An 18801-nucleotide genomic window follows, 5' to 3' on the forward strand; every position below is an offset into this window, starting at 1 on the left:
TCCTTAACGGAAGAACTTGTCGATCCGGGACGCGGACACGGCACCCTCACTGCCCGGCACGACGGGTCCCACGATGCGCAACTGTGCACCGATCCAGGCGTCGTTGGCCTTGCTGGACTTCTTCGTGTAGTCGAGGTGGTTGGAGATGTGCGCGCACGCCTGGAGGAGGGTCTTCACCTGCGTCTCCCAGGTCTTGTTCACCTCCGAGAGCGCGGCACCCGTGTCGAAGCCGTCACCCTTCAGGCTGCTTCCGGCACTCTCGCTCGCCGCGTTCGCGTGCTTGCCCGCGGGCTCCAGCCCGTTGAAGAGCCCGTGGGCCGCATGGCCGATCTCACCGAGATCGTCATCCTCGACCACGTAGTCGGCCGAGCCCGCCGGCGCCGAACCGCCCCCGCTGCCGGCCTGGTTCAACCTCATCGCCACGGACGCCTGCTCCGCGGCCCATTCCTCGTCGAACGACATCGCCAGAACCCCCGTTTGCTGATCGCAAAGCTGTCCCGCCCGCCACGCTACCCATCTGCGTCACCAACGGCTACAGCTGATCGATCATTCGTACGGGACTCCCGCGGGGAGTGGCCGGGGGCGCGTCAGCCTGCGGCGTACCGCACGAAGCCGGTCCAGGCGGTGGGGGCCACGGCCAGGTGGGTGCGGTCCACGTCCTTGGAGTCCCGGATGAGGATCGACTCGGGGAGCATTGCTACTTCGACGCACTCCGGTCCGTCGTTGGTGCTGTAGCTGCTCTTGACCCAGGCGACTTCGACGCAGTCGTTGCTGTCGCTCGGGCTGTAACTGCTCTTCACCCAGGTCAGTTCGGAAGGGCCGCCGGTCGAGGGCTTGATGCTCATGTATCCCCCAGCAATTTCTCGATGAAGGCCCTCGACTGCCGTGGGCTCAGGGCCTGTGAACGGATGATCCCATACCGGAGTTCGAGGATCTGGATGTCCTTGGCGTCGGTGAACAAGCGGCTCATCAGCTGCGCTTCGACATACCCGATCGTCGAACCGTCCCGGAGCTTCAGCACCTGGAGACCGCCACCCATTCCGGCGTGGTCCTCGCAGTCCGTCGGCATCACCTGGATCTCCACGTTGCGCAGCAGGCCGATGTCAAGCAGGCGCTCAAGCTGCCTGCGGAGTACGTCCCGGCCACCGATCGGCCGCTCCAGCATGGCCTGCTCCAGAACGAAGGTCAGGGCCGGTGACGGCTGCCGGTGGAACATCTCCTGCCTGGTCATGCGCGCCGTGACGTACCGCTCCACCACCTCCGGAGAGAAGGCCGGCCGCCGGATCTCGTACAGCGCCCGTGCGTACTCCTCGGTCTGGAGCAGGCCGTGCAAGTTGTGGTTGCCGTACGCGCCCAGCTCGACCGCGTCGGACTCCAGCTTGGCCAGGTCCCGGACCTTCTTGGGATGGCGGGCCCTTTCCACATCGATCTTCATCGCGGCGATCTTGCCGTTCCCGCCGAGGATCTCGTCCGCCTTGTCCAAGTACTCAGGGCGAGGAATTCGCGCGCCGCGCTCGATCTTGTAGATGAGATTCGGGCCGTATCCCATGCGCGTACCGAACTGGGTTCGGTCAAGTCCGGCCGCCTCGCGCCATATCTTCAGCTGGCGCCCCACGGTGGCGATAACCGCCCCCGCTTCGTCCTCCGGGTCGAGTTCCCAACTGGATTCGCTCGACTCGTCGGTACCGTCTGCGTTCACTTCCACCCCCAGGGGACAGGCGGGACAGGGTCGGACACCCCGGGACAGCCGTCGTACACGACGTGCCCATCCCTGTTCAGGTTACGCACGGCTGGCCACGCTGAGTCACTTGAATCCTCCCCTCCCTGGAGGGAGGGGATTCCTCATCCTCCAGGGCTGATCGGGGATTTCTAGCTCAGGCAGCCACTTGGGGCAGCGCCCCAGGTGGTCTTACGCCCTCAGCGCTAACCGGGTTGAGACCAGCCCGGACCAGCATCACGCGGGCGGAGTTCTTGTCCCTGGGGGACACGGCTCCGCACGCGGTGCAGGCATACGTTCGTTCCGAGAGAGGTAGCGCGTGCTTGGTTCTCGCTCCGCACTGCGCGCAGTCCATGGTGGTATGCGCGGGGTGTACTAGGTGCACGGCCCGTCCGTGCTTTCGGCCCATCTGGATCAAGGCCGTTTTCGTCGCGGAGATCGCCGCGTCGGCCGCCTTCCTGGCCATGGTGGACCTGGCGAGGAACTTCGGCCGGAAGTCCTCGACCGCCAGGGCGTCGTGGTCGCGGACCACGCGCTTGGCCCACTTGCGGCCGGTGTCCTGGCGCTGACGGGCGACCTTCTTGTAGATCTTCGCCGTCAGCTTCTTCGCCTGCTGATATCGCTTCGAGCCGGGCTTGCCCTTCGGCGGCCTACGGCGGGCCATCATCCGCTGATAGCGAGCGAGCCTGACCGCCGCGTTCTTGCCGTGCTGGGCGTAGGGCAGGTCGTGGTCGTCTGATGTGGTGACCGCGGTCTCGCGCACGCCCCAGTCGATACCGATCACGGCACCGGTTTCGGGGAGCGGCCGCACCTCGGCGGGGACGACGAAGGAGCAATACCAATGCCCGAGACTGTCCTGGTATACACGCACGCTGGACGGGTCGGCCGGAAGGTCCCGCGACCACACCACTGTCAGGGCGATACCGCCCGCCAGGTGCAACTTCCCGTCCCTGAGGCGGAAGCCGTTGCGGTTGTAGTTCAACGACGGGCGCGCTTCCCGCTTCTTCTTCCACTTGGGCATCCCCGCCCGTTGCCGCATCGGCAGACGGTCCTTGATGTCCTTCTGCGCCTTCGCGCGGGACTTCCCGAAATCCCGGATCAACTGCTGCTGCGGAACGCTGGAGCCCTCACGGAGCCAGGTGTTCGTCTTGCGGGCCTCGGTCAGCATCTTGTCGAGCTGCCCGGGACCACACGTCCGCTTGTCCACACCCTCGGGCCGGCGCTTGTTCCAGGCGTGGGTCTGCTTCGATTTCGCGCAGCACTCGTTCCAGATCCACCGGCACCGGTCCCACTCGGCAAGGAGCAGGGCGAGAGCGGTGGACGACACACGCAGACGGAAGGTCCACCGGGCGTACCCGGCATCCACCGCCATCGGTGTCGTCGCCATCCCAACAACCTATCCCCGACCACTGACAACAGCCGAAAGGGCAGGTCAGAACAGATGCGAACCGGACTCCGGCGCTCCGCGCCTCCGACCCAACGGGCCGATCCGGTCGCCCGCGGCCCTGATGGCGTACCGGCTCAGGGAGCTGCGGCCGCCCCGCCTGGCGGAGCTCCCTTCCGGGGCCCGGCCCGCGGACCGGCAGGTCCACCCGTTCCAGACCTGCGAGGACTGCGACCGCGCCTACCGCGCCCCCTCCCCGGGCAGATGCACCTCCTGCGCCGAGGCGAAGGCCGCGTGACCGAACCTGCGTTCGGGGCAACACCGTTCGCCGGGACGGGCGGTGAAGCTATCGTCGGCGCATGCAGCCAAAGGTGGTCTTCTTCGACCTCGGGGGCGTCGTCTGCCGCTTCCATCCAGGGCGGCGGCTCGCCGCGCTCGGCAGGGCATGCGGGATCACTCCCGAGCAGGTGGAGAGCGGGCTCTATGCGTCCGGGCTCATCTCACGGTGGGATCTCGGCCTCGATTCCCCCTCGGCGATCCACCGCACGATTCAAGAGAGGCTGGGGTTCCGAGGAAGCATCCGGGCACTCCAGGAGATCTGGTGCCGTGCCTTCGAACCCGATCCAGAGGTACTCAGGCTGGCGGACACGGTGCGTCCGCTCCGCACCGCCCTGCTCACCGACAACGACCCCCTGCTGCTGGAAGCGTTCCCGGAGCTGTTCCCCCAGGTCGCCTCCCGTTTCGACGCCCTGCTCTTCTCCTGCCGTCTGGGAGCTGCCAAGCCCGAGCCGGCGGTGTTCACCCAGGCTCTCGACATGATGGGCGTCGCACCCGCGGAAGCCGTGTTCATCGATGACAGGGCCTCGAACGTCGCTGCCGCCCGCGGGGTGGGGATCACCGCGATCCACTTCCGCGACCCCCTCGGACTCGGCGTCGCACTGGATGCACTCCCGCCGCGGTGACCTATGGCTGGGGTACCGAGATATCGTCCCTATCGGGGAGTGGTCCCCGGTATGGACGGACCCGAGGAAAGGACGTGCGTGCGGCATGACCGTGCCCCTGCGCCGTGACGCGCAGCGCAACCGCGACCTGTTGATCGCCGCCGCCCGCGCCGCCTTCGCGGTCCAGGGTCTGGAGGCCCCGCTCGACGACATCGCCCGGCGGGCGGGCGTCGGCAACGCCACCCTGTACCGGCACTTCCCCACCCGGGCCGCGCTGGTGGACGCCGTCTTCGAGGGCGCCCTCGCCGGTACGACGGCTGCCGGGGAGGAGGCGCGGGGGGCCGAGGACGCCTGGGCCGGGCTGACCGGGTACCTCGACGTGGTGTTCACCGTGCTGGCCGCCGACCGCGGCACCAACGACCTGATGACCACGGGGATCGAGGGGATCCGCTCGCTGGACGCCGTGCACGCGCACAACCGCGAGACCGTCGAGCTGCTGCTCACCCGCGCGCAGCGGCAGGGCACGGTCCGGGCCGATGTCACCACCGAGGACCTGCTCCTCGCGCTGGCCGCGCTCGGCCGCGCCGTGCCCGCGCTCGCCGCCACCGTCGCGGACGGCTGGCGCCGCCACCTGGCGCTCTTCCTCGACGGGCTGCGGACTTCGGGTCCGGCCGGTCCGCTGCCGGGCCCGCCCCTCTCCCCCGCCCAGCTCGCAGAGGTGCTGGGCGGGCTGGGCCCGCACCGGGCGGACCGCCCGCGCACGCACGCCCCGTAACTGATCGTTTAAAAACGCATCACTTGGCCGCGAGCGGTCCGAGGTAGGTGCCTCCGGAGACGTCGATGGTCTGGCCGGTCACCCAGCGGCCCTGCGGGCCCGCCAGGAAGCCCACCACGTCCGCGACGTCCTCCGGCTCGCCGATCCGTCCGAGCGCCGTGATCGACTCAAGTCCGGCCACCGCCTCGGGGACCGAAGCGTAGGGAGCGATCATGTCGGTCAGCACCACCCCGGGTTCGACCGTGTTCACGGTGATGCCGCGCCGGCCCAGCTCGTTGGCGAGCGACGGGCCGAGGGCCGCCAGCGCCGCCTTGGTGACGGTGTAGCCGATCTGGCCGGGCTCCGCGATCCGGGTGGCCGCCGAGCCCATGTTGACGATCCGTCCGCCGTTCCGCAGCAGCGGCAGCGCCCGCTGGACCACGAAGACCGGCGTGCTCACGTTCACCGCCAGCAGCCGCTCGAACTCCTCCTCGGTGAGCTGCCCGATCGAACTGACCGAGTGGATGCCCGCGTTGTTGACCAGGATGTCCAGGCCGTCCTCGCCTCGGTCCGCCAGCCCAGCGGTGAGCCCCTCGAACAACCGGTCCACCGCACCGCTCTCGCCGAACCGGGCCCGTACCGCGAACGCCCGGCCGCCGGCCTCGGCGATCCGCGCCACGGTCTGCGCGGCGGCCGCTTCGTTGCCGCCGTAGTGGACCGCGACCAGTGCCCCCTCGGCGGCGAGCCGCAGGGCGACCGCGCGGCCGATTCCGCGCGAGCCGCCCGTCACCAGCGCGGTCTTGCCGTCCAGTTCCCCCATGATCGCCTCTCCCCCTCGTGATGCCCCGGTCGGATCCGGGAACGCCCCGGGCCGGGCGGAGGCCGCTCAGGCCCCGTAGAACAGTTCGTCCACCACCGCCCGCGCGCGGCGCGTGATGCGGCGGTAGTCGTCCAGCATCTCCCCGACCGTGCCCTCCGCGTAGCCCAAATATCGGCCGACCGCGCCCAGTTCGCGCGCATCGGACGGGAAGGTGTCCCCGGCGCGGCCGCGGACCAGCATCACGGCGTTGCGGACCCGGGTGGCCAGGACCCAGGCCTCGTCCAGGATCTGCGCCTCCTCGGTCGGGATCAGCCCGGCCGCGTGGGCGGCGGCCAGGGCCCGGCGGGTGCGCGTCGTGCGCAGGCCCGGTTCGCACCAGGCGTGCCGCATCTGGATCAGCTGGACGGTCCACTCGACGTCGCTGAGGCCGCCCCGGCCCAGTTTGGTGTGCAGGGTCGGGTCGGCGCCCCGGGGCAGGCGTTCGGATTCCATCCGGGCCTTCAGGCGGCGGATCTCGCGGACCGCGTCCTCGCCGAGGCCCTCCACGGGATAGCGCAGCGGGTCGATGAGCTCGATGAAACGGGCCCCGAGCTCGGGGTCGCCCGCGATCGGTTCGGCGCGCAGCAGCGCCTGGGACTCCCAGGTCAGGGACCAGCGGCGGTAGTAGGCGGCGTAGGAGGGGAGGGTGCGCACCAGCGGGCCGGAGCGGCCTTCGGGGCGCAGGTCGGCGTCGATGAGGAGCGGCGGGTCGGTGGTGGGCAGCTGGAGGAGCCTGCGCATCTCGGCGATGACGGTCTGGGCGGCCTTCGCGGCCTCCTGTTCGTCCACGCCCTCGCGGGGTTCGTGGACGAAGAGGACGTCGGCGTCGGAGCCGTAGCCGAGCTCGTGGCCGCCGAAGCGGCCGACGCCGATGACCGCGAAGCGGGTGGGCAGGGTGTCGCCCCAGTGGCCCTGGACGGCGGCGCGCAGGGCTCCGGCGATGGTGGTGGCGGTGAGGTCGGAGACCGCGTTGCCGACCCGGTCGACCAGGGCTCCGTGGTCCTCCTCGGCCGGGCTGTCCTCCGTACCGTAGGAGCCGATGATGTCGGCGGCGGTGGTGCGGAACAGCTCGCGGCGGCGTACTCCGCGGGCGGCGGCCACGGCCGCCTCCGGGTTCTCGGCGCGGCCGACGGCGGCGAGCACCTCCTGTTCGAGGGCCTCGCGGGTACGGGGTTGCAGGCCTTCGGGGTCGCCGAGCAGGGCTACGGCTTCGGGGGCGCGCATCAGCAGGTCGGGGGCGAGGCGCCCGGCGGACAGCACGCGGGCGAGGTTCTCGGCGGCGGCGCCTTCGTCGCGCAGGAGCCGCAGGTACCAGGGGGTGCGGCCGAGGGCGTCGGAGACCTTGCGGAAGTTCAGCAGGCCGGCGTCCGGGTCGGCGGAGTCGGCGAACCAGCCGAGGAGCACCGGCAGCAGGGTGCGCTGGATGGCGGCCTTGCGGGTGACGCCGGAGGCGAGGGCTTCGAGGTGGCGCAGGGCGGCGGCGGGGTCCGCGTAGCCGAGCGCTTCGAGGCGCTGGCCGGCGGCGCGCGGGGAGAGCCGGGTCTCGCCGGGGGCCAGCTGGGCCACGGCGTCGAGGAGCGGCCGGTAGAAGAGCTTCTCGTGCAGGCGGCGGACCACGGAGGCGTGCCGGCGCCAGGCCTTGTTGAGCTCGGCGACGGGTTCGGTGCGCAGGCCCATGGAACGGCCCAGGCGCCGCAGGTCGTTCTCGTCCTCGGGGACGAGGTGCGTGCGGCGCAGCCGGTAGAGCTGGATGCGGTGTTCCATGGCGCGCAGGAAGCGGTACGCGTCGTGCAGCTGGGCGGCGTCGGCGCGTCCGACGTAGCCGCCGGCGGCCAGCGCGTGGAGCGCGTCGAGGGTGCTGCCGGAGTGCAGGGTGGCGTCGGAGCGGCCGTGGACGAGCTGGAGCAGCTGGACGGCGAACTCGACGTCGCGCAGGCCGCCGGGGCCCAGCTTCAGTTCGCGGTCCACCTGGGCGGCGGGGATGTTGTCGACGACGCGGCGGCGCATCTTCTGGACGTCGGCGACGAAGTTCTCGCGTTCGGCGGCCTGCCAGACGAGCGGAGTTATGGCGTCGACGTACTCGGCGCCCAGGGTTTCGTCGCCGGCGACGGCGCGGGCCTTGAGGAGGGCCTGGAACTCCCAGGTCTTGGCCCAGCGTTGGTAGTAGGCGAGGTGGGAGGAGAGGGTGCGGACGAGGGGACCGTTCCTGCCCTCGGGGCGGAGGTTGGCGTCGACGGGCCAGATCGTGCCTTCGACGGTGGTCTCGGAGCAGATCCGCATGAGGTGGGAGGCGAGGCGGGTGGCGGCCTGGACGGCCTTGCCCTCGTCGGCCGGGTCGGTGCCGGGGGCGGCGTCCCCGACGAAGATCACGTCGACGTCGGAGACGTAGTTCAGCTCGTGGCCACCGCACTTGCCCATGGCGATGACGGCGAGCCGGCAGATCGCCGCGTCCTCGGGGGCGGCGGCGCTCGCGATGCGCAGGGCCGCGCGGAGGGTGGCGGTGGCGAGGTCGGCGAGCTCGGCGGCGGCCTGGGCCACGTCGGTGGTGCCGCAGACGTCGCGGGCGGCGATGGACAGCAGGCAGCGGCGGTAGGCGACCCGCAGGGCCACGGGGTCGTGGGCGCCGGCCAGGCCGAGCTCGAACTCGGGGAGCCCGGGGTGCAGATCGGCGGCCTCGTAGGTGACGAGGGCCTGCCAGTCCCGGGGGTGGCGGGCGAGGTGGTCCCCGAGGGCCTCGGAGGCGCCGAGCACCCCGAGGAGGCGGTCGCGCAGGGGCTTGGCGCTGACCAGGGTGTCGAGGAGCACGGGCAGGTCCTCGGCCGACTGCGCCTCGGCGAGCCGGACCAGCCCGAGGAGGGCGAGGTCGGGATCGGCGGTGGCTCCGAGGGCGTCGAGGAGCACCGGGTCGGTGCGTACGGCGGCCAGCGCCGGGACGTCCAGCAGCCGGGCGGCGGCGGAGGGGTCGGTGAAGCCGCTGCGCAGCAGCCGGCTGAAGGTACTGCTCCTGCGTCCCGGGACTGTCATCCCGCCGCCTCCCGCGTACGTCGGCTCTGGCTGCGACTGCGATCCGCGAGTCCGCCCGGGGTGAGCCTAGCCGGAGCGGGCGTGCTCCTCACCGACGCGCACCACGGGGTCGATTATTCGCTTATCTCCGCGTTTCGCGCGCGGCACCAATTGTTCATCTTCGAGGGCCCAAGACATCCGCGAACCCGCGAACCAACTCGCTGGAAAACGCCTCTCACTGACCGACCGACTGCTCCGCGCCGTCCTTCCCGCCGGAACGATCCCGAGGCCCGACCGATGCCCGTTTCCCGCCGACGCTTCCTTCTCGCGACCGCGCTCCCGATGCTCACCGTCGGGGTCACCGGCGCCCTCGCCATGGCCTCGGGCCGGCGGACGGGCGCCGAGGCGGGCCCGGAGACCGGACCGGGGTCCGGATCCGACTTCCCGGCGAGCACCACCGCCGGATCCGTCGTCCAGATCCTCTCCCACCCCGACGACGACCTGTTCTTCATGAACCCGGACCTCAGCCGCTCCCTGCTGGCCGGTGTCCCGCTCACGTCCCTGTACCTCACCGCGGGCGAGGGCGACGGCCGCAACGGCGCGGGCGGCGGCGAGGCCAAGGACCCCGTGCAGCCGTCGAACCGCACCCAGTACGCGGAGGCCCGGCAGAACGGCATACGCGCCGCCTACGCCGAGATGGTCACCGGAGACCGCACCAGCGCGTGGCGGCGTACGGTCATACCCACCACGGACGGCGGTCAGGCCGAGCTCGACGTCCTCGTGGCGAAACCGCACGTCAATCTGGTCTGGCTACAGCTGCGCGAGGCCCGCTCGGCCACCTCCGACAGCCCGGACAGCCTGCACGGCCTGTGGAACGGCCGGATACCGGCGCTCGCCCCCCAGCTCTCGGCCGCGACCCCGGCCGATCAGCCGCACACCCACACCAAGGACCAGGTCGTCGAGGCGATGGCCGGGATCCTGGAGCGGTACAAGCCGACGACGATACGGATGCTGGATCCGACGCCGGGACGGTACTGGGACACCGGCAAGTACACCGACCACCAGGACCACATGTACGGGGCCCGGTTCGCGCAGGCCGCGGCCGCCCTGTACGCCGCGCGGGTCCCGTTCGGGCAGCGGCCGCGGTTCAGCGTCCAGCACTACCTCGGCTACCACAACGGCACGCTGCCGCACGCGCTGGACCCGCAGACCACCGAGACGAAGATCGACTACCTGCGGACGTACGCCTGGCAGGACAAGCGGAACTACTGCGGCTCCCCCTACGGCTGCGGCGACCGCAAGGTCGCGGGCAGCCCGACCGGCCACAACTGGGCCCAGTCGCTGCGCTACGCCCGAGGCGACAACGCCTCCTGGCTGGTCCAGGGCGCGCCCGGCCGGCTGTACGCCTTCGCCGCCCTCGACGGCCAGATGGCCGTCTGGACCCGCTCCCCGGACACCGGTACCAGTACCCCCGCCGGTGCGGGGGCCGGAGCGGGGGCCGGAGCGGGGGCCGGTGCGGGGGCCGACTGGCAGGGCCCGGCCCTGCTGCCCGGCACCGGCATCGACCCGGGCGCCACCACCGCCCGCTTCCCCGACGGGCGCGTCGCCGTCTTCGCGACCCGGACCGTCTTCGGCGAACGGGGGCAGGACTACCGGCGCGAGATCGTCTACGCAGCCCAGTCCGCGCCCGGCGGCCCGTTCGGGGCGTGGGTCTCGCTCGGGACCCCCAACAGCGCGGACGAGGAGAGCACCTCGGAGATCAGCGCACCCTCGGCGGCCGTCGACCGGGACGGCCTCCTGACCGTGTACGCCCGCGACGCCCGCCGCACCCTGCGCGCCCGCGTCCAGCAGCCCTCGGGCGCCTTCGGCGACTGGCAGCACCTGGGCGGCGCCGACCTCCAGGGCGACCCGGTGACGGCCACCGACTCCGCCGGGCGGCGCCACCTCTACTGCACCACCACCCGGTCGGTGCTCGCCTGGATCCAGCCCGCCCCGGACGCCCCGATGGCCGGGCCCTTCCGGACCGGGCTCCCGGCCACCACCATCCCCCTGACCGCCGCCGCGGAGGGCTCGGGCATCCGCCTCTACTTCCGGCGGCCCGACTCCGGGGTCGTGCGCACCACGTTGGTCACGGCGGGCGGCGGAGCCGGCTCCGGCTCCGCGAAACCGTCCGCCTCCAGCATCACGGAGGCCGGGGGCCGGTCCGGCTACGGTGCGGTCGGTGTGGCCGGCCTCCTCCTGTCGGGCCGCGCCGACTCGGGCACCATCAGCACCACGGCCGTCGGCGGCCCGCCCGCGTGGACGGAGTCCAAGTTGCTCTACGCGGGCGCCCCGGCGGGCACCGTGGAACAGGGCGGCGCCACCACCACGGCGGTCCTGGGCCTGGACGCGGAACTCCACGTCACCACCGCCCGCCCCACCCGCGCCCGCCCCGCCTGGCACCGCGCGGTCCCGCGCACGTAGCCCCGTAACGCATGCGAGGTCCTGCGCCTCTCAGCCGGCGAAGCGGCGGTTCCCGGTGAGCGACCACACGGCTGAGATCCGGCCGTCCGTGACCGCGAACATGTCGATGCCGCTCCTGAGGACGACGTCCGCGTCGGCGTCGGCGGGGCTCTCGGACCACCGGTAGGCGATCTCGCCGCGCTCGGAGTCGACCAGCGGGGCGGCGTCGGCGACGAACGTCAGGCCGGTGAGGGCCTGGCTGTTGAGCGAGATGAACGCCTTCAGTTCGTCCTGGCCGAAGGTGGCGGCGGAGCCGGTGCCGTCGAAGTCGTCCGCGAAGTACAGCCGGAAGTCCGGGGCGAGGATCTGATCGGCGAGGGCGACGTCTCCGTTCCAGAGCGCCGCCCAGCCCTCCGCCAACCGGTTGCCGGCCTCCCGGGTCAGCGGTGCGGAGTCGAGGGTGGGGGAAGTCGTCACAGACATGGGTGCCTTCCGAGGTCGGTTCGTGCCACCCAGCCTCCGGGCCGGAGGCGACAACCCCCTGTCGGTGTTTAGCCCTCCGGGAGGCGGCTCAAGCGAAACCCCAGAGCTTGTCGAGCGCCACGAACTCCCGCCCGGGGGCAAGGAGTTCGGCCACGTGACCCATCTCCACCGGAGGACGCGGCTCCACCGTCTCCTCCAGTGCCCGCGCCTCCCGGATACGGTCGAGGCGGAAGCCCCGCACGGCGGAGCTCAGCCGGCACCAGCCGATGAGGTACCAGTGGTCGCCCCCGAGGAAACCCAGGGGTTCGACGGTGCGGTCGGTGACCTCGCCCTGCGCGTCGGGGTAGCGCAGGTGCAGCAGCCGGCGGGCCGCGAGCGCCTCGCTCAGGGCGTGCGGGAGCGCGGCCGGCGCGGCCGGCCGGACGGGGTCCACGGCGAGCCGTATCCGGGCGGCGAGCTCGCCCGCGGCCTGGCGCTCGCGCTGCGGCATGACGGCGAGCACCTTGTGCAGCGCCGAGCGGGCGTCCGCGGCGAACGGCGTCCCGGACAGCCCGTGCAGGGCGACGGCCAGGGAGGCCGCCTCGGCCGGGGTGATGGTCAGGGGCGGCAGGGTGTGTTCCTTGTCCACCACGTACCCGCCACTGCGCCCCGGCTCGGCATAGACCGGCACCCCGGACTGCTGCAGGGCGCTGAGATCCCGCTCGATGGTCCGGCTGCTGACGCCGAACCGCTCGGCGAGCCACCGTGCACTGCGCGGCCGCGGCGAAACCGCCCGCAACTCCTCCACCAGGGCATAAAGCCGCTCGGTCCGGTTCACACCCAAGGACCGTAGCCGATCCCCGGGCGCCGAACGACGGCTGGGGAGAGCGGGACGGCTCAGGGCCGACGGCTGGTGCCGTCGGCCCTGAGGTGTGGTTCCAGCCCTGGAGGGCGGCTGAGCTGCGGTTACAGGACCGGCATCATCTTGCGGAGTTCGAAGGCGGTGACCTCCGAGCGGTATTCCTCCCACTCCTGCTTCTTGTTGCGGAGGAAGAAGTCGAAGACGTGCTCGCCCAGGGTTTCGGCCACCAGTTCGCTGCGTTCCATCAGGGCGATGGCCTCGCCGAGGTTCTGCGGGAGGGGTTCGATGCCCATCGCTCGGCGTTCGGCGTCGGAGAGGGCCCAGACGTCGTCGTCGGCGCCGGCCGGGAGTTCGTAGCCCTCCTCGATGCCCTTCAGGCCCGCGGCCAGGAGGACGGCGTAGGTGAGGTACGGGTTGGCGCCGGAGTCGATCGAGCGGACCTCGACGCGCGAGGAGCCGGTCTTGCCCGGCTTGTACATCGGGACGCGGATCAGGGCCGAGCGGTTGTTGTGGCCCCAGCAGATGTACGAGGGGGCCTCGCCGCCCGAGCCGGCGGTGCGGGAGGAGCCGCCCCAGATGCGCTTGTAGGAGTTGACCCACTGGTTGGTGACCGCCGCCGTTTCGGCGGCGTGGCGAAGGAGGCCCGCGATGAAGGAGCGGCCGACCTTCGAGAGCTGGTACTCGGCGCCCGACTCGTAGAAGGCGTTGCGGTCGCCCTCGAAGAGGGAGAGGTGGGTGTGCATGCCCGACCCGGGGTACTCCGAGAAGGGCTTCGGCATGAAGGTGGCCTGCACGCCCTGCTCCAGGGCCACCTGCTTCATCACCAGGCGGAAGGTCATGATGTTGTCGGCCGTGGAGAGGGCGTCGGCGTAGCGGAGGTCGATCTCCTGCTGGCCCGGGGCGCCCTCGTGGTGGCTGAACTCGACCGAGATGCCCATGGATTCGAGCATCGTGATCGCCTGGCGGCGGAAGTCCATGCCGACGTTCTGCGGAGTGTGGTCGAAATAGCCGGAGTTGTCCGCGGGGGTGGGCCGCGTGCCGTCCAGCGGCTTGTCCTTCAGCAGGAAGAACTCGATCTCGGGGTGCGTGTAGAAGGTGAAACCGAGGTCGGAGGTCTTGTTGAGGATGCGCTTGAGGACGTAGCGGGGGTCCGCGTAGGAGGGGGAGCCGTCGGGCATCAGGATGTCGCAGAACATCCTGGCCGTTCCGGGGGCCTCCGCGCGCCACGGCAGTATCTGGAAGGTGCTCGGGTCCGGCTTGGCGATCATGTCGGATTCGTAGACCCGCGCGAACCCCTCGATCGCCGAGCCGTCGAACCCGATCCCCTCGTCGAAGGCCTGCTCCAGCTCCGCCGGCGCGACCGCGACGGACTTGAGGAAGCCCAGTACGTCGGTGAACCACAGGCGCACGAAGCGGATGTCGCGCTCCTCGAGCGTCCGGAGGACGAATTCCTGCTGCTTGTCCATACCTTCATCCTCGCAGTTCAGACGGGCTGTGCACCACTGTCCCCGAGACCGGGGGCACATCCGGGGCACAGTCGGGCCGGCCCAGTATCGCCAGCGGTGGTTTCCGCCAGATTACGCACCCCGGAAAGCCTGCGGCACCCCCGGACTGACCTTGGACCCGTCATGAGCATTACCATCTGCGCCCATGGGGGGCCGGAAGCACGCGGAGCGGGGACGTCAGCGACGTCAGCGGGGACGTCAACGACGTCCGCTGCCTCGGCGCGCCGTCCTCCTGATGGCCCTCGGGATGCTGGCCGGCGCGGTCTTCCTGTGCGCGCGGCCCGCCGCGGGTGCGGGGTCCTCCGTTGTGGGGCATGCGGGGCATGCGGCCGCGGAGCGCGTCTTCTGCGTGTCGCCGCAAGATCTGCCCGGCTGTTCCCCGCTCTCGCACGTGACCCCGGGCGTCCTGCCCGCGCCGCCGCCCGCCGTGGTGATGGCCGGCGGCGCGCCCCTGGCCGCCGGACGGACCGCGCACGAGGGGCGGGTACGGCCGCCCTCGGCGCTCGCGCGCGGCCCCGACCTGCACGCGCTCCAGGTGCTGCGGACCTGACCGGTCCGGGCCCAGGGCCGCGCCCTGAGCCCCGTAACGCGCGCATCTCCTCCACCCCCCTCAGCAGAAGGAACAAGGGCACATGGCCAGCAGGAAGTCCGACAACAACTCCCGCCAGGCGCGCATAGCCGAGATGCGCCGCGCCGACCAGATGCACGACCGGCGCAACAAGGCCATCGCGATCACCGTCTCGGCGGCCGTCGTCACCGGGCTGATCGGCTTCGGCGCGTGGGTGATGATCGCCCAGCAGAACAAGAAGGACGCGAAGGTGGCGGCCGCCAAGGCGCCGGTCGACGGCGAGCGGAACTGGGACGTCAAGACGCTCGGCCGCAAGCACGTCGAGACCCCGGTGAAGTACGAGATGAACCCGCCCGTCGGCGGCGACCACAGCCCCCGCTGGATGAACTGCAACGGGGACGTCTACAAGAACCAGCTTCCCGAGGTGAACGCGGTTCACTCGCTGGAACACGGCGCCGTCTGGGTGACGTACAACGAGAAGGCCGACAAGGCCGACGTCGAGAAGCTCGCCGGGACCGTGGCCAAGACCCCGTACACGCTGATGAGCCCGGACAAGGAGCAGGCCGGCACGATCATGCTCAGCGCGTGGGGCAAGCAGCTGACCGTGGACAAGGCGGACGACCCTCGGGTGGCGCAGTTCTTCACCAAGTACGTGCAGGGCCCGCAGACCCCCGAGCCGGGCGCGGCCTGCACGAACGGGCTGGCCGACAAGTGACCCGGACGGGCGGCAGGGGCGGCACGACCCGTACGTACTGGGTCGCGGGCTCGGCCGTGGGCCTGGCGCTGCTCTTCGCGGTCGGCGCCACCGTCGCCGCCGCGAGCGGGTCGGGGGCCGGGGCTTCCGCCGGTACGTCGTCCCGCGCCCCGGCGCTCTACTCCCCCGACGCGGGCTTCGCCCGGGACATGGCCGTGCACCACCAGCAGGCGGTGGAGATGTCCTTCATCGTGCGCGACCGCACCAAGGACGAGGCGGTACGCGGCCTCGCGTACGACATAGCCAACACCCAGGCCAACCAGCGCGGCATGCTGCTGGGCTGGCTGGAGCTGTGGGGGCTGCCGAAGGTGGTGGCCGACGAGCCGCCGATGTCGTGGATGGGGTCCGGATCGGGGTCCGGGTCCGGGTCCGATGCCTCCATGCCCGGTATGGAGGGGCACGACATGGGCGGGGCCGTGACCAAGCCGGGCGCCCTGATGCCCGGCATGGCCACCAAGGAGGAGCTGGCCCAGCTGGGCTCCGCCGAAGGCCGGGACGCGGAAGTCCTCTACCTCCGGCTGATGACCGACCACCACAAGGGCGGCGTCGCCATGGCGAAGGGGTGCGCCGCGCAGTGCCGGACCCCGGCGGAGCGGGCGCTGGCCGAGGGCATGGTGGCGGCGCAGCAGTCTGAGCTCACGCTGATGGCCGACATGCTGAAGCTGCGCGGAGCCGATCCTGCGGGGTGACGGGGTGACCGGGTGACGGGGCGCCGGGGGCGTCGGCCCCTGGGGCTCCGCCCCAGACCCCGCGCCTCAAACGCCGGCGAGGCTGGATGTTCCGTCACCCGTACGGCCCTGTGTCGACCCCGTCGGGTCGCGTCGTCCGAACGGGCGAACGACGATGGGGACGCCGAGGCGGGCGCGTCCGCGCCCTGCCGGTACGGCACGCTCAGGAGGTTCAAGCGATGACCACCGCCGGAGAGATCATGCACCCCGGGGCCCAGTGGATCCCCGCCACCGAGACCCTGGACCGGGCGGCTCAGCTGATGGCCCGCCTCAATGTGGGCGCGCTGCCCATCAGCGACACCAACGAACGGCTCTGCGGCATCCTGACCGACCGCGACATCGTCGTCGGCTGTGTGGCCAAGGGGCACGACCCGTCGAAGATCACCGCGGGCGACATGGCCAAGGGCACCCCGCGCTGGATCGACGCGGGCGCGGACGTCTCCGAGGTGCTCGCCGAGATGCAGGGCCACCAGATCCGCCGGCTCCCCGTCATCAAGGACAAGCGGCTGGTCGGCATGATCAGCGAGGCCGATCTGGCCAAGCACCTGTCCGAGGAGCAGATAGCCGGCTGGGCGGAAGCGGTCTACGCCAAGGGTTAGACCCCCGGGCCGCTGCTTACGGCCCCGATACGTTGAGGACCGCCCGTGCCACCTGGTGCGGGCGGTCCAGCATGACCAGGTGGCCCGCCGGGTCCGCGACCTCGAAGCGGGCGCCGATCCGGTCGGCCAGCTCCGCCTGACGGGCCAGCCAGGCCAGCGCCGGGCCGCGCGCGGAGCCGTCGTAGCCGGCCAGGACGGTGGCCGGCACGGTCAGCGGGCGCTCCGCGCGCAGCGCCAGTACCTCGGCGGCCACGTCCGGGTAGCGGGAGTTCTCCAGCAGGATCCCGCGCCAGACCCGGCCGGTCCGGTAGCAGCGGCGTACGAGATCGGGCGCGGCCGGGTCCGCGCCGCCCGTGCGGGAGGCCCGTACGGTGGCCCGCCGGGCCAGCGGTCCCAGCGCGGCGGGCACTCCCGCGGCGGTCAGGGCCCGGCCGAGGACACCGGCGGCGCCGGTCCGCACGCAGGCGGGCAGAGCGGTACGGGGCCGCTCCTCGACGCTGCCGTCGACCAGTACGACGGCCGCGGTGCGCCCCGGGTACAGGCGGGCGAAGGCTTCGGCGTGGAACCCGGCGATGGAGTGCCCGGCGACGGTGACGGGGGCCCCGCCCAGTCCCAGCGCGTCCAGCAGCCCGGCGATCCGGCCGGCCTCTCCGGCGGCGCTCGGCGGCCGGGCGGCGGGGGCGCTCAGCCCGTGCCCCGGCCGGTCGAAGCGGATGACGGTGCGGCCGGCGTCGACGAGCAGCCCGGCTACGGAGTCCCAGTCGAACCAGGCCATGGCGAGCCCGGCGCTGAGCACCACGGGCGGACCGCTGCCCTCGACCACGACGTGCAGCGGGACTCCGTCGACGCGTACGAACACGCCGGCCCCGGGGGCGGGACGCGTCACGTGCGGCGCTCCTTGTGTACGGAGTACGCGAGCAGGCCCAGCCAGACGGCCACGAACAGCACCTGGAGCCGTTGCCCCGCGCCGAGGGCCCAGGTGCCGTGCCCGGCGGTGAACATGGCGATGGCGGCCAGGGTCCAGACGGTGGCGGCCAGCTCCAGCCCGACGAGCACGGGGCCGAAGCGGGCGAGCGGGGCGAAGCGGCCGTAGCGGCGGGCGGCGACCGTGAGGGCCACTATCCCGACGAGCGCGCCCAGCATCGCGAGACTGCTGCTGATGGCATGGGCCTGATGGGTGGCGGGGACCAGTCCGGCGGTCTCCCGGGCCGCGCACACGGGGTCCACGGTCGGCGTGCAGCTGAGCGGCAGCCAGGCGTCGGCGGCGGTGGACGCGCCGAAGAGCGTGACTCCGGCCCAGCCGGTGACGGACCAGACGCGGCGGGATTCGGCGTGCCGCGAGAGGCGGACCAGGGCCAGGAGGCCGCCGAAGAAGGCGAGGAGGCCGGCCGTGAAGTCGGTGGCCCGGAACAGGCCGCCGAGCGGCTGGTCCTGGGCGGCGAGCTCGCTGACGTACGTCTCGATGGGGTTGAGGCCCGTGGAGAGGACGACTTCGAGCACCCACGCGGTGTAGGCGGCGGCGCCGAGGCCGATGAGCACGGCGACGGCGCGGGCGCCGGCCCGTGCCGTTCCGGCGGTTCCACCGGTTCCGGCGGTTCCGGCGGTTCCACCGGTTCCGGCGGGAGAAGGGCTGCTGTTCACGGGTGCCTTTGTGGACATAGTGGGACTAATCCTAAACGCGGCCGGGCCCGGTCCTACGATCGGATACCCACCCCGGGTAGGGTTCCACCCATGACGCGCCCTGCCCTGCGTACCGAGCGAGAAGCTGTCCGGTGGACCCGGCTGCTGCTGCTCGCCGCGCTGCTGCTGGGCATCGTGAGCATGCACACGCTGGGCCATCCGACTCAGGCCCATGCCATGGATGACGTACCGGCCGTCCACTTCGTTCCCGCGGCCGGACACGCCCCCTCCGGAACGGCGCCGGACCACACCACCGCCGCCGCCGCACACGCCACGGGCCCGGAAGCGGCCCCGTCGGACGTCCGGGAAGCGGCCGCAGCCGTCGTCGCCGCCGCCGTCGCCGAAGTCCCGCGCCCCCACACCGGCATGGACCCCATGTCGGTGTGTCTCGCCGTACTCGGCGCCCTCACCCTGCTGATCCTCGGAGCCGGACTGGCCGGCCCGCGCCGTGGCGCCGCGCTCGGGGGGGGCGCCCCGCCGCCCGGCCCGCGGGGGGGGGCGCGGCCCCGGCCCCCCCCCCCCCCCCCCCCCCCCCGCGCTAAT

The 18801-nt window shown here is 72.0% G+C and carries 20 protein-coding genes; 9 read left to right on the forward strand and 11 right to left on the reverse strand.

Annotated features, from left to right (window positions below):
• Positions 1-3 precede the first annotated feature (3 nt).
• The 4 genes from ACFXDJ_RS13075 to ACFXDJ_RS13090 form a co-directional block, all read right to left on the reverse strand.
• Positions 4-462, reverse strand: a complete 459-nt coding sequence (locus tag ACFXDJ_RS13075) for a hypothetical protein (RefSeq protein WP_384649369.1) — start codon at positions 460-462, stop codon at positions 4-6.
• 125 nt (positions 463-587) lie between these two features.
• The gene (locus ACFXDJ_RS13080; RefSeq protein WP_384649371.1) at positions 588-845 is read right to left on the reverse strand and encodes a DUF397 domain-containing protein; all 258 of its coding nucleotides are present in this window, start codon (positions 843-845) and stop codon (positions 588-590) included.
• A complete protein-coding gene (locus ACFXDJ_RS13085) occupies positions 842-1699 on the reverse strand; it encodes a helix-turn-helix domain-containing protein (protein ID WP_384649373.1) in 858 nt (285 codons plus the stop codon). Before ACFXDJ_RS13085 ends, ACFXDJ_RS13080 begins: the two co-directional genes overlap by 4 nt.
• A 175-nt stretch (positions 1700-1874) precedes the next feature.
• Positions 1875-3104, reverse strand: a complete 1230-nt coding sequence (locus ACFXDJ_RS13090; protein ID WP_384649375.1) for an RNA-guided endonuclease InsQ/TnpB family protein — start codon at positions 3102-3104, stop codon at positions 1875-1877.
• Between the two features lie 121 nt (positions 3105-3225).
• Between ACFXDJ_RS13090 and ACFXDJ_RS13095 the strand changes: the two genes are divergently transcribed.
• The 3 genes from ACFXDJ_RS13095 to ACFXDJ_RS13105 all read left to right on the forward strand — a co-directional run bounded on the left by ACFXDJ_RS13095 (position 3226) and on the right by ACFXDJ_RS13105 (position 4817).
• Positions 3226-3399: a hypothetical protein gene (locus ACFXDJ_RS13095; protein WP_384649377.1), complete on the forward strand. Its 174-nt coding sequence runs from the start codon at positions 3226-3228 to the stop codon at positions 3397-3399.
• A gap of 61 nt (positions 3400-3460) precedes the next feature.
• Complete coding sequence (locus ACFXDJ_RS13100) at positions 3461-4063, forward strand: HAD family hydrolase (protein WP_384649379.1); 603 nt, start codon at positions 3461-3463, stop codon at positions 4061-4063.
• 85 nt (positions 4064-4148) lie between these two features.
• Positions 4149-4817, forward strand: a complete 669-nt coding sequence (locus tag ACFXDJ_RS13105) for a TetR/AcrR family transcriptional regulator (protein WP_384649381.1) — start codon at positions 4149-4151, stop codon at positions 4815-4817.
• A 19-nt stretch (positions 4818-4836) separates the two neighbouring features.
• On the opposite strand, the gene ACFXDJ_RS13110 is transcribed toward ACFXDJ_RS13105, so the two are convergent.
• Together ACFXDJ_RS13110 and ACFXDJ_RS13115 are read right to left on the reverse strand one after the other, a co-directional pair.
• Entirely contained in the window at positions 4837-5616 is a 780-nt protein-coding gene (locus ACFXDJ_RS13110; protein WP_384649383.1) for an SDR family NAD(P)-dependent oxidoreductase, read from the reverse strand.
• 66 nt (positions 5617-5682) lie between these two features.
• Positions 5683-8679, reverse strand: a complete 2997-nt coding sequence (locus tag ACFXDJ_RS13115) for a bifunctional [glutamine synthetase] adenylyltransferase/[glutamine synthetase]-adenylyl-L-tyrosine phosphorylase (protein ID WP_384649385.1) — start codon at positions 8677-8679, stop codon at positions 5683-5685.
• Between the two features lie 276 nt (positions 8680-8955).
• Between ACFXDJ_RS13115 and ACFXDJ_RS13120 the strand changes: the two genes are divergently transcribed.
• The gene (locus ACFXDJ_RS13120) at positions 8956-11121 is read left to right on the forward strand and encodes a PIG-L family deacetylase (RefSeq protein WP_384649387.1); all 2166 of its coding nucleotides are present in this window, start codon (positions 8956-8958) and stop codon (positions 11119-11121) included.
• 30 nt (positions 11122-11151) lie between these two features.
• Here the strand turns inward: ACFXDJ_RS13120 and ACFXDJ_RS13125 are convergent, their stop codons facing one another.
• From ACFXDJ_RS13125 to glnA, 3 genes are all read right to left on the reverse strand, one after another.
• Complete coding sequence (locus ACFXDJ_RS13125) at positions 11152-11583, reverse strand: nuclear transport factor 2 family protein (protein WP_384649389.1); 432 nt, start codon at positions 11581-11583, stop codon at positions 11152-11154.
• 88 nt (positions 11584-11671) lie between these two features.
• Positions 11672-12400: a helix-turn-helix transcriptional regulator gene (locus tag ACFXDJ_RS13130; protein ID WP_384649391.1), complete on the reverse strand. Its 729-nt coding sequence runs from the start codon at positions 12398-12400 to the stop codon at positions 11672-11674.
• Positions 12401-12528: 128 nt separating this feature from the next.
• Positions 12529-13890, reverse strand: coding sequence for a type I glutamate--ammonia ligase (gene glnA / locus ACFXDJ_RS13135; RefSeq protein WP_267757824.1), 1362 nt, complete (start codon positions 13888-13890; stop codon positions 12529-12531).
• Between the two features lie 274 nt (positions 13891-14164).
• On the opposite strand from glnA, the gene ACFXDJ_RS13140 reads away from it, so the two are divergent.
• From ACFXDJ_RS13140 to ACFXDJ_RS13155, 4 genes are all read left to right on the forward strand, one after another.
• Positions 14165-14479: a hypothetical protein gene (locus ACFXDJ_RS13140; RefSeq protein ID WP_384649393.1), complete on the forward strand. Its 315-nt coding sequence runs from the start codon at positions 14165-14167 to the stop codon at positions 14477-14479.
• An 82-nt stretch (positions 14480-14561) separates the two neighbouring features.
• Positions 14562-15212 carry a DUF3105 domain-containing protein gene (locus ACFXDJ_RS13145; RefSeq protein ID WP_384649395.1) on the forward strand — a complete coding sequence of 217 codons (651 nt, stop codon included), beginning with the start codon at positions 14562-14564 and terminating at the stop codon, positions 15210-15212.
• A complete protein-coding gene (locus ACFXDJ_RS13150) occupies positions 15209-15940 on the forward strand; it encodes a DUF305 domain-containing protein (RefSeq protein WP_384649397.1) in 732 nt (243 codons plus the stop codon). Before ACFXDJ_RS13145 ends, ACFXDJ_RS13150 begins: the two co-directional genes overlap by 4 nt.
• Before the next feature lie 218 nt (positions 15941-16158).
• Positions 16159-16578, forward strand: a complete 420-nt coding sequence (locus ACFXDJ_RS13155; protein WP_384649399.1) for a CBS domain-containing protein — start codon at positions 16159-16161, stop codon at positions 16576-16578.
• 16 nt (positions 16579-16594) lie between these two features.
• Here the strand turns inward: ACFXDJ_RS13155 and ACFXDJ_RS13160 are convergent, their stop codons facing one another.
• On the reverse strand, positions 16595-17464 hold the full coding sequence (locus tag ACFXDJ_RS13160; RefSeq protein ID WP_384849027.1) for an alpha/beta fold hydrolase: 870 nt from the start codon (positions 17462-17464) through the stop codon (positions 16595-16597).
• On the reverse strand, positions 17461-18237 hold the full coding sequence (locus ACFXDJ_RS13165) for a DUF998 domain-containing protein (RefSeq protein ID WP_384649403.1): 777 nt from the start codon (positions 18235-18237) through the stop codon (positions 17461-17463). Before ACFXDJ_RS13165 ends, ACFXDJ_RS13160 begins: the two co-directional genes overlap by 4 nt.
• A 72-nt stretch (positions 18238-18309) precedes the next feature.
• Here ACFXDJ_RS13165 and ACFXDJ_RS13170 point away from each other — a divergent pair.
• On the forward strand, positions 18310-18801 hold a 492-nt coding region (locus tag ACFXDJ_RS13170), incomplete at its 3' end, for a hypothetical protein (protein WP_384849030.1).

The organism is Streptomyces sp. NPDC059443, assembly GCF_042750105.1.
GTDB lineage: Bacteria > Actinomycetota > Actinomycetes > Streptomycetales > Streptomycetaceae > Streptomyces.

Excerpts from the sequence above, each read along its gene's own strand:
- ACFXDJ_RS13075 (WP_384649369.1), bottom strand. The coding sequence starts at position 462 with ATGTCGTTCGACGAGGAATGGGCCGCGGAGCAGGCGTCCGTGGCGATG.
- ACFXDJ_RS13080 (WP_384649371.1), bottom strand. The coding sequence starts at position 845 with ATGAGCATCAAGCCCTCGACCGGCGGCCCTTCCGAACTGACCTGGGTG.
- ACFXDJ_RS13090 (WP_384649375.1), bottom strand. The coding sequence starts at position 3,104 with ATGGCGACGACACCGATGGCGGTGGATGCCGGGTACGCCCGGTGGACC.
- ACFXDJ_RS13095 (WP_384649377.1), top strand. The coding sequence starts at position 3,226 with ATGGCGTACCGGCTCAGGGAGCTGCGGCCGCCCCGCCTGGCGGAGCTC.
- ACFXDJ_RS13100 (WP_384649379.1), top strand. The coding sequence starts at position 3,461 with ATGCAGCCAAAGGTGGTCTTCTTCGACCTCGGGGGCGTCGTCTGCCGC.
- ACFXDJ_RS13105 (WP_384649381.1), top strand. The coding sequence starts at position 4,149 with ATGACCGTGCCCCTGCGCCGTGACGCGCAGCGCAACCGCGACCTGTTG.
- ACFXDJ_RS13110 (WP_384649383.1), bottom strand. The coding sequence starts at position 5,616 with ATGGGGGAACTGGACGGCAAGACCGCGCTGGTGACGGGCGGCTCGCGC.
- ACFXDJ_RS13115 (WP_384649385.1), bottom strand. The coding sequence starts at position 8,679 with ATGACAGTCCCGGGACGCAGGAGCAGTACCTTCAGCCGGCTGCTGCGC.
- ACFXDJ_RS13120 (WP_384649387.1), top strand. The coding sequence starts at position 8,956 with ATGCCCGTTTCCCGCCGACGCTTCCTTCTCGCGACCGCGCTCCCGATG.
- ACFXDJ_RS13125 (WP_384649389.1), bottom strand. The coding sequence starts at position 11,583 with ATGTCTGTGACGACTTCCCCCACCCTCGACTCCGCACCGCTGACCCGG.
- glnA (WP_267757824.1), bottom strand. The coding sequence starts at position 13,890 with ATGGACAAGCAGCAGGAATTCGTCCTCCGGACGCTCGAGGAGCGCGAC.
- ACFXDJ_RS13140 (WP_384649393.1), top strand. The coding sequence starts at position 14,165 with ATGGCCCTCGGGATGCTGGCCGGCGCGGTCTTCCTGTGCGCGCGGCCC.
- ACFXDJ_RS13145 (WP_384649395.1), top strand. The coding sequence starts at position 14,562 with ATGGCCAGCAGGAAGTCCGACAACAACTCCCGCCAGGCGCGCATAGCC.
- ACFXDJ_RS13155 (WP_384649399.1), top strand. The coding sequence starts at position 16,159 with ATGACCACCGCCGGAGAGATCATGCACCCCGGGGCCCAGTGGATCCCC.
- ACFXDJ_RS13165 (WP_384649403.1), bottom strand. The coding sequence starts at position 18,237 with ATGTCCACAAAGGCACCCGTGAACAGCAGCCCTTCTCCCGCCGGAACC.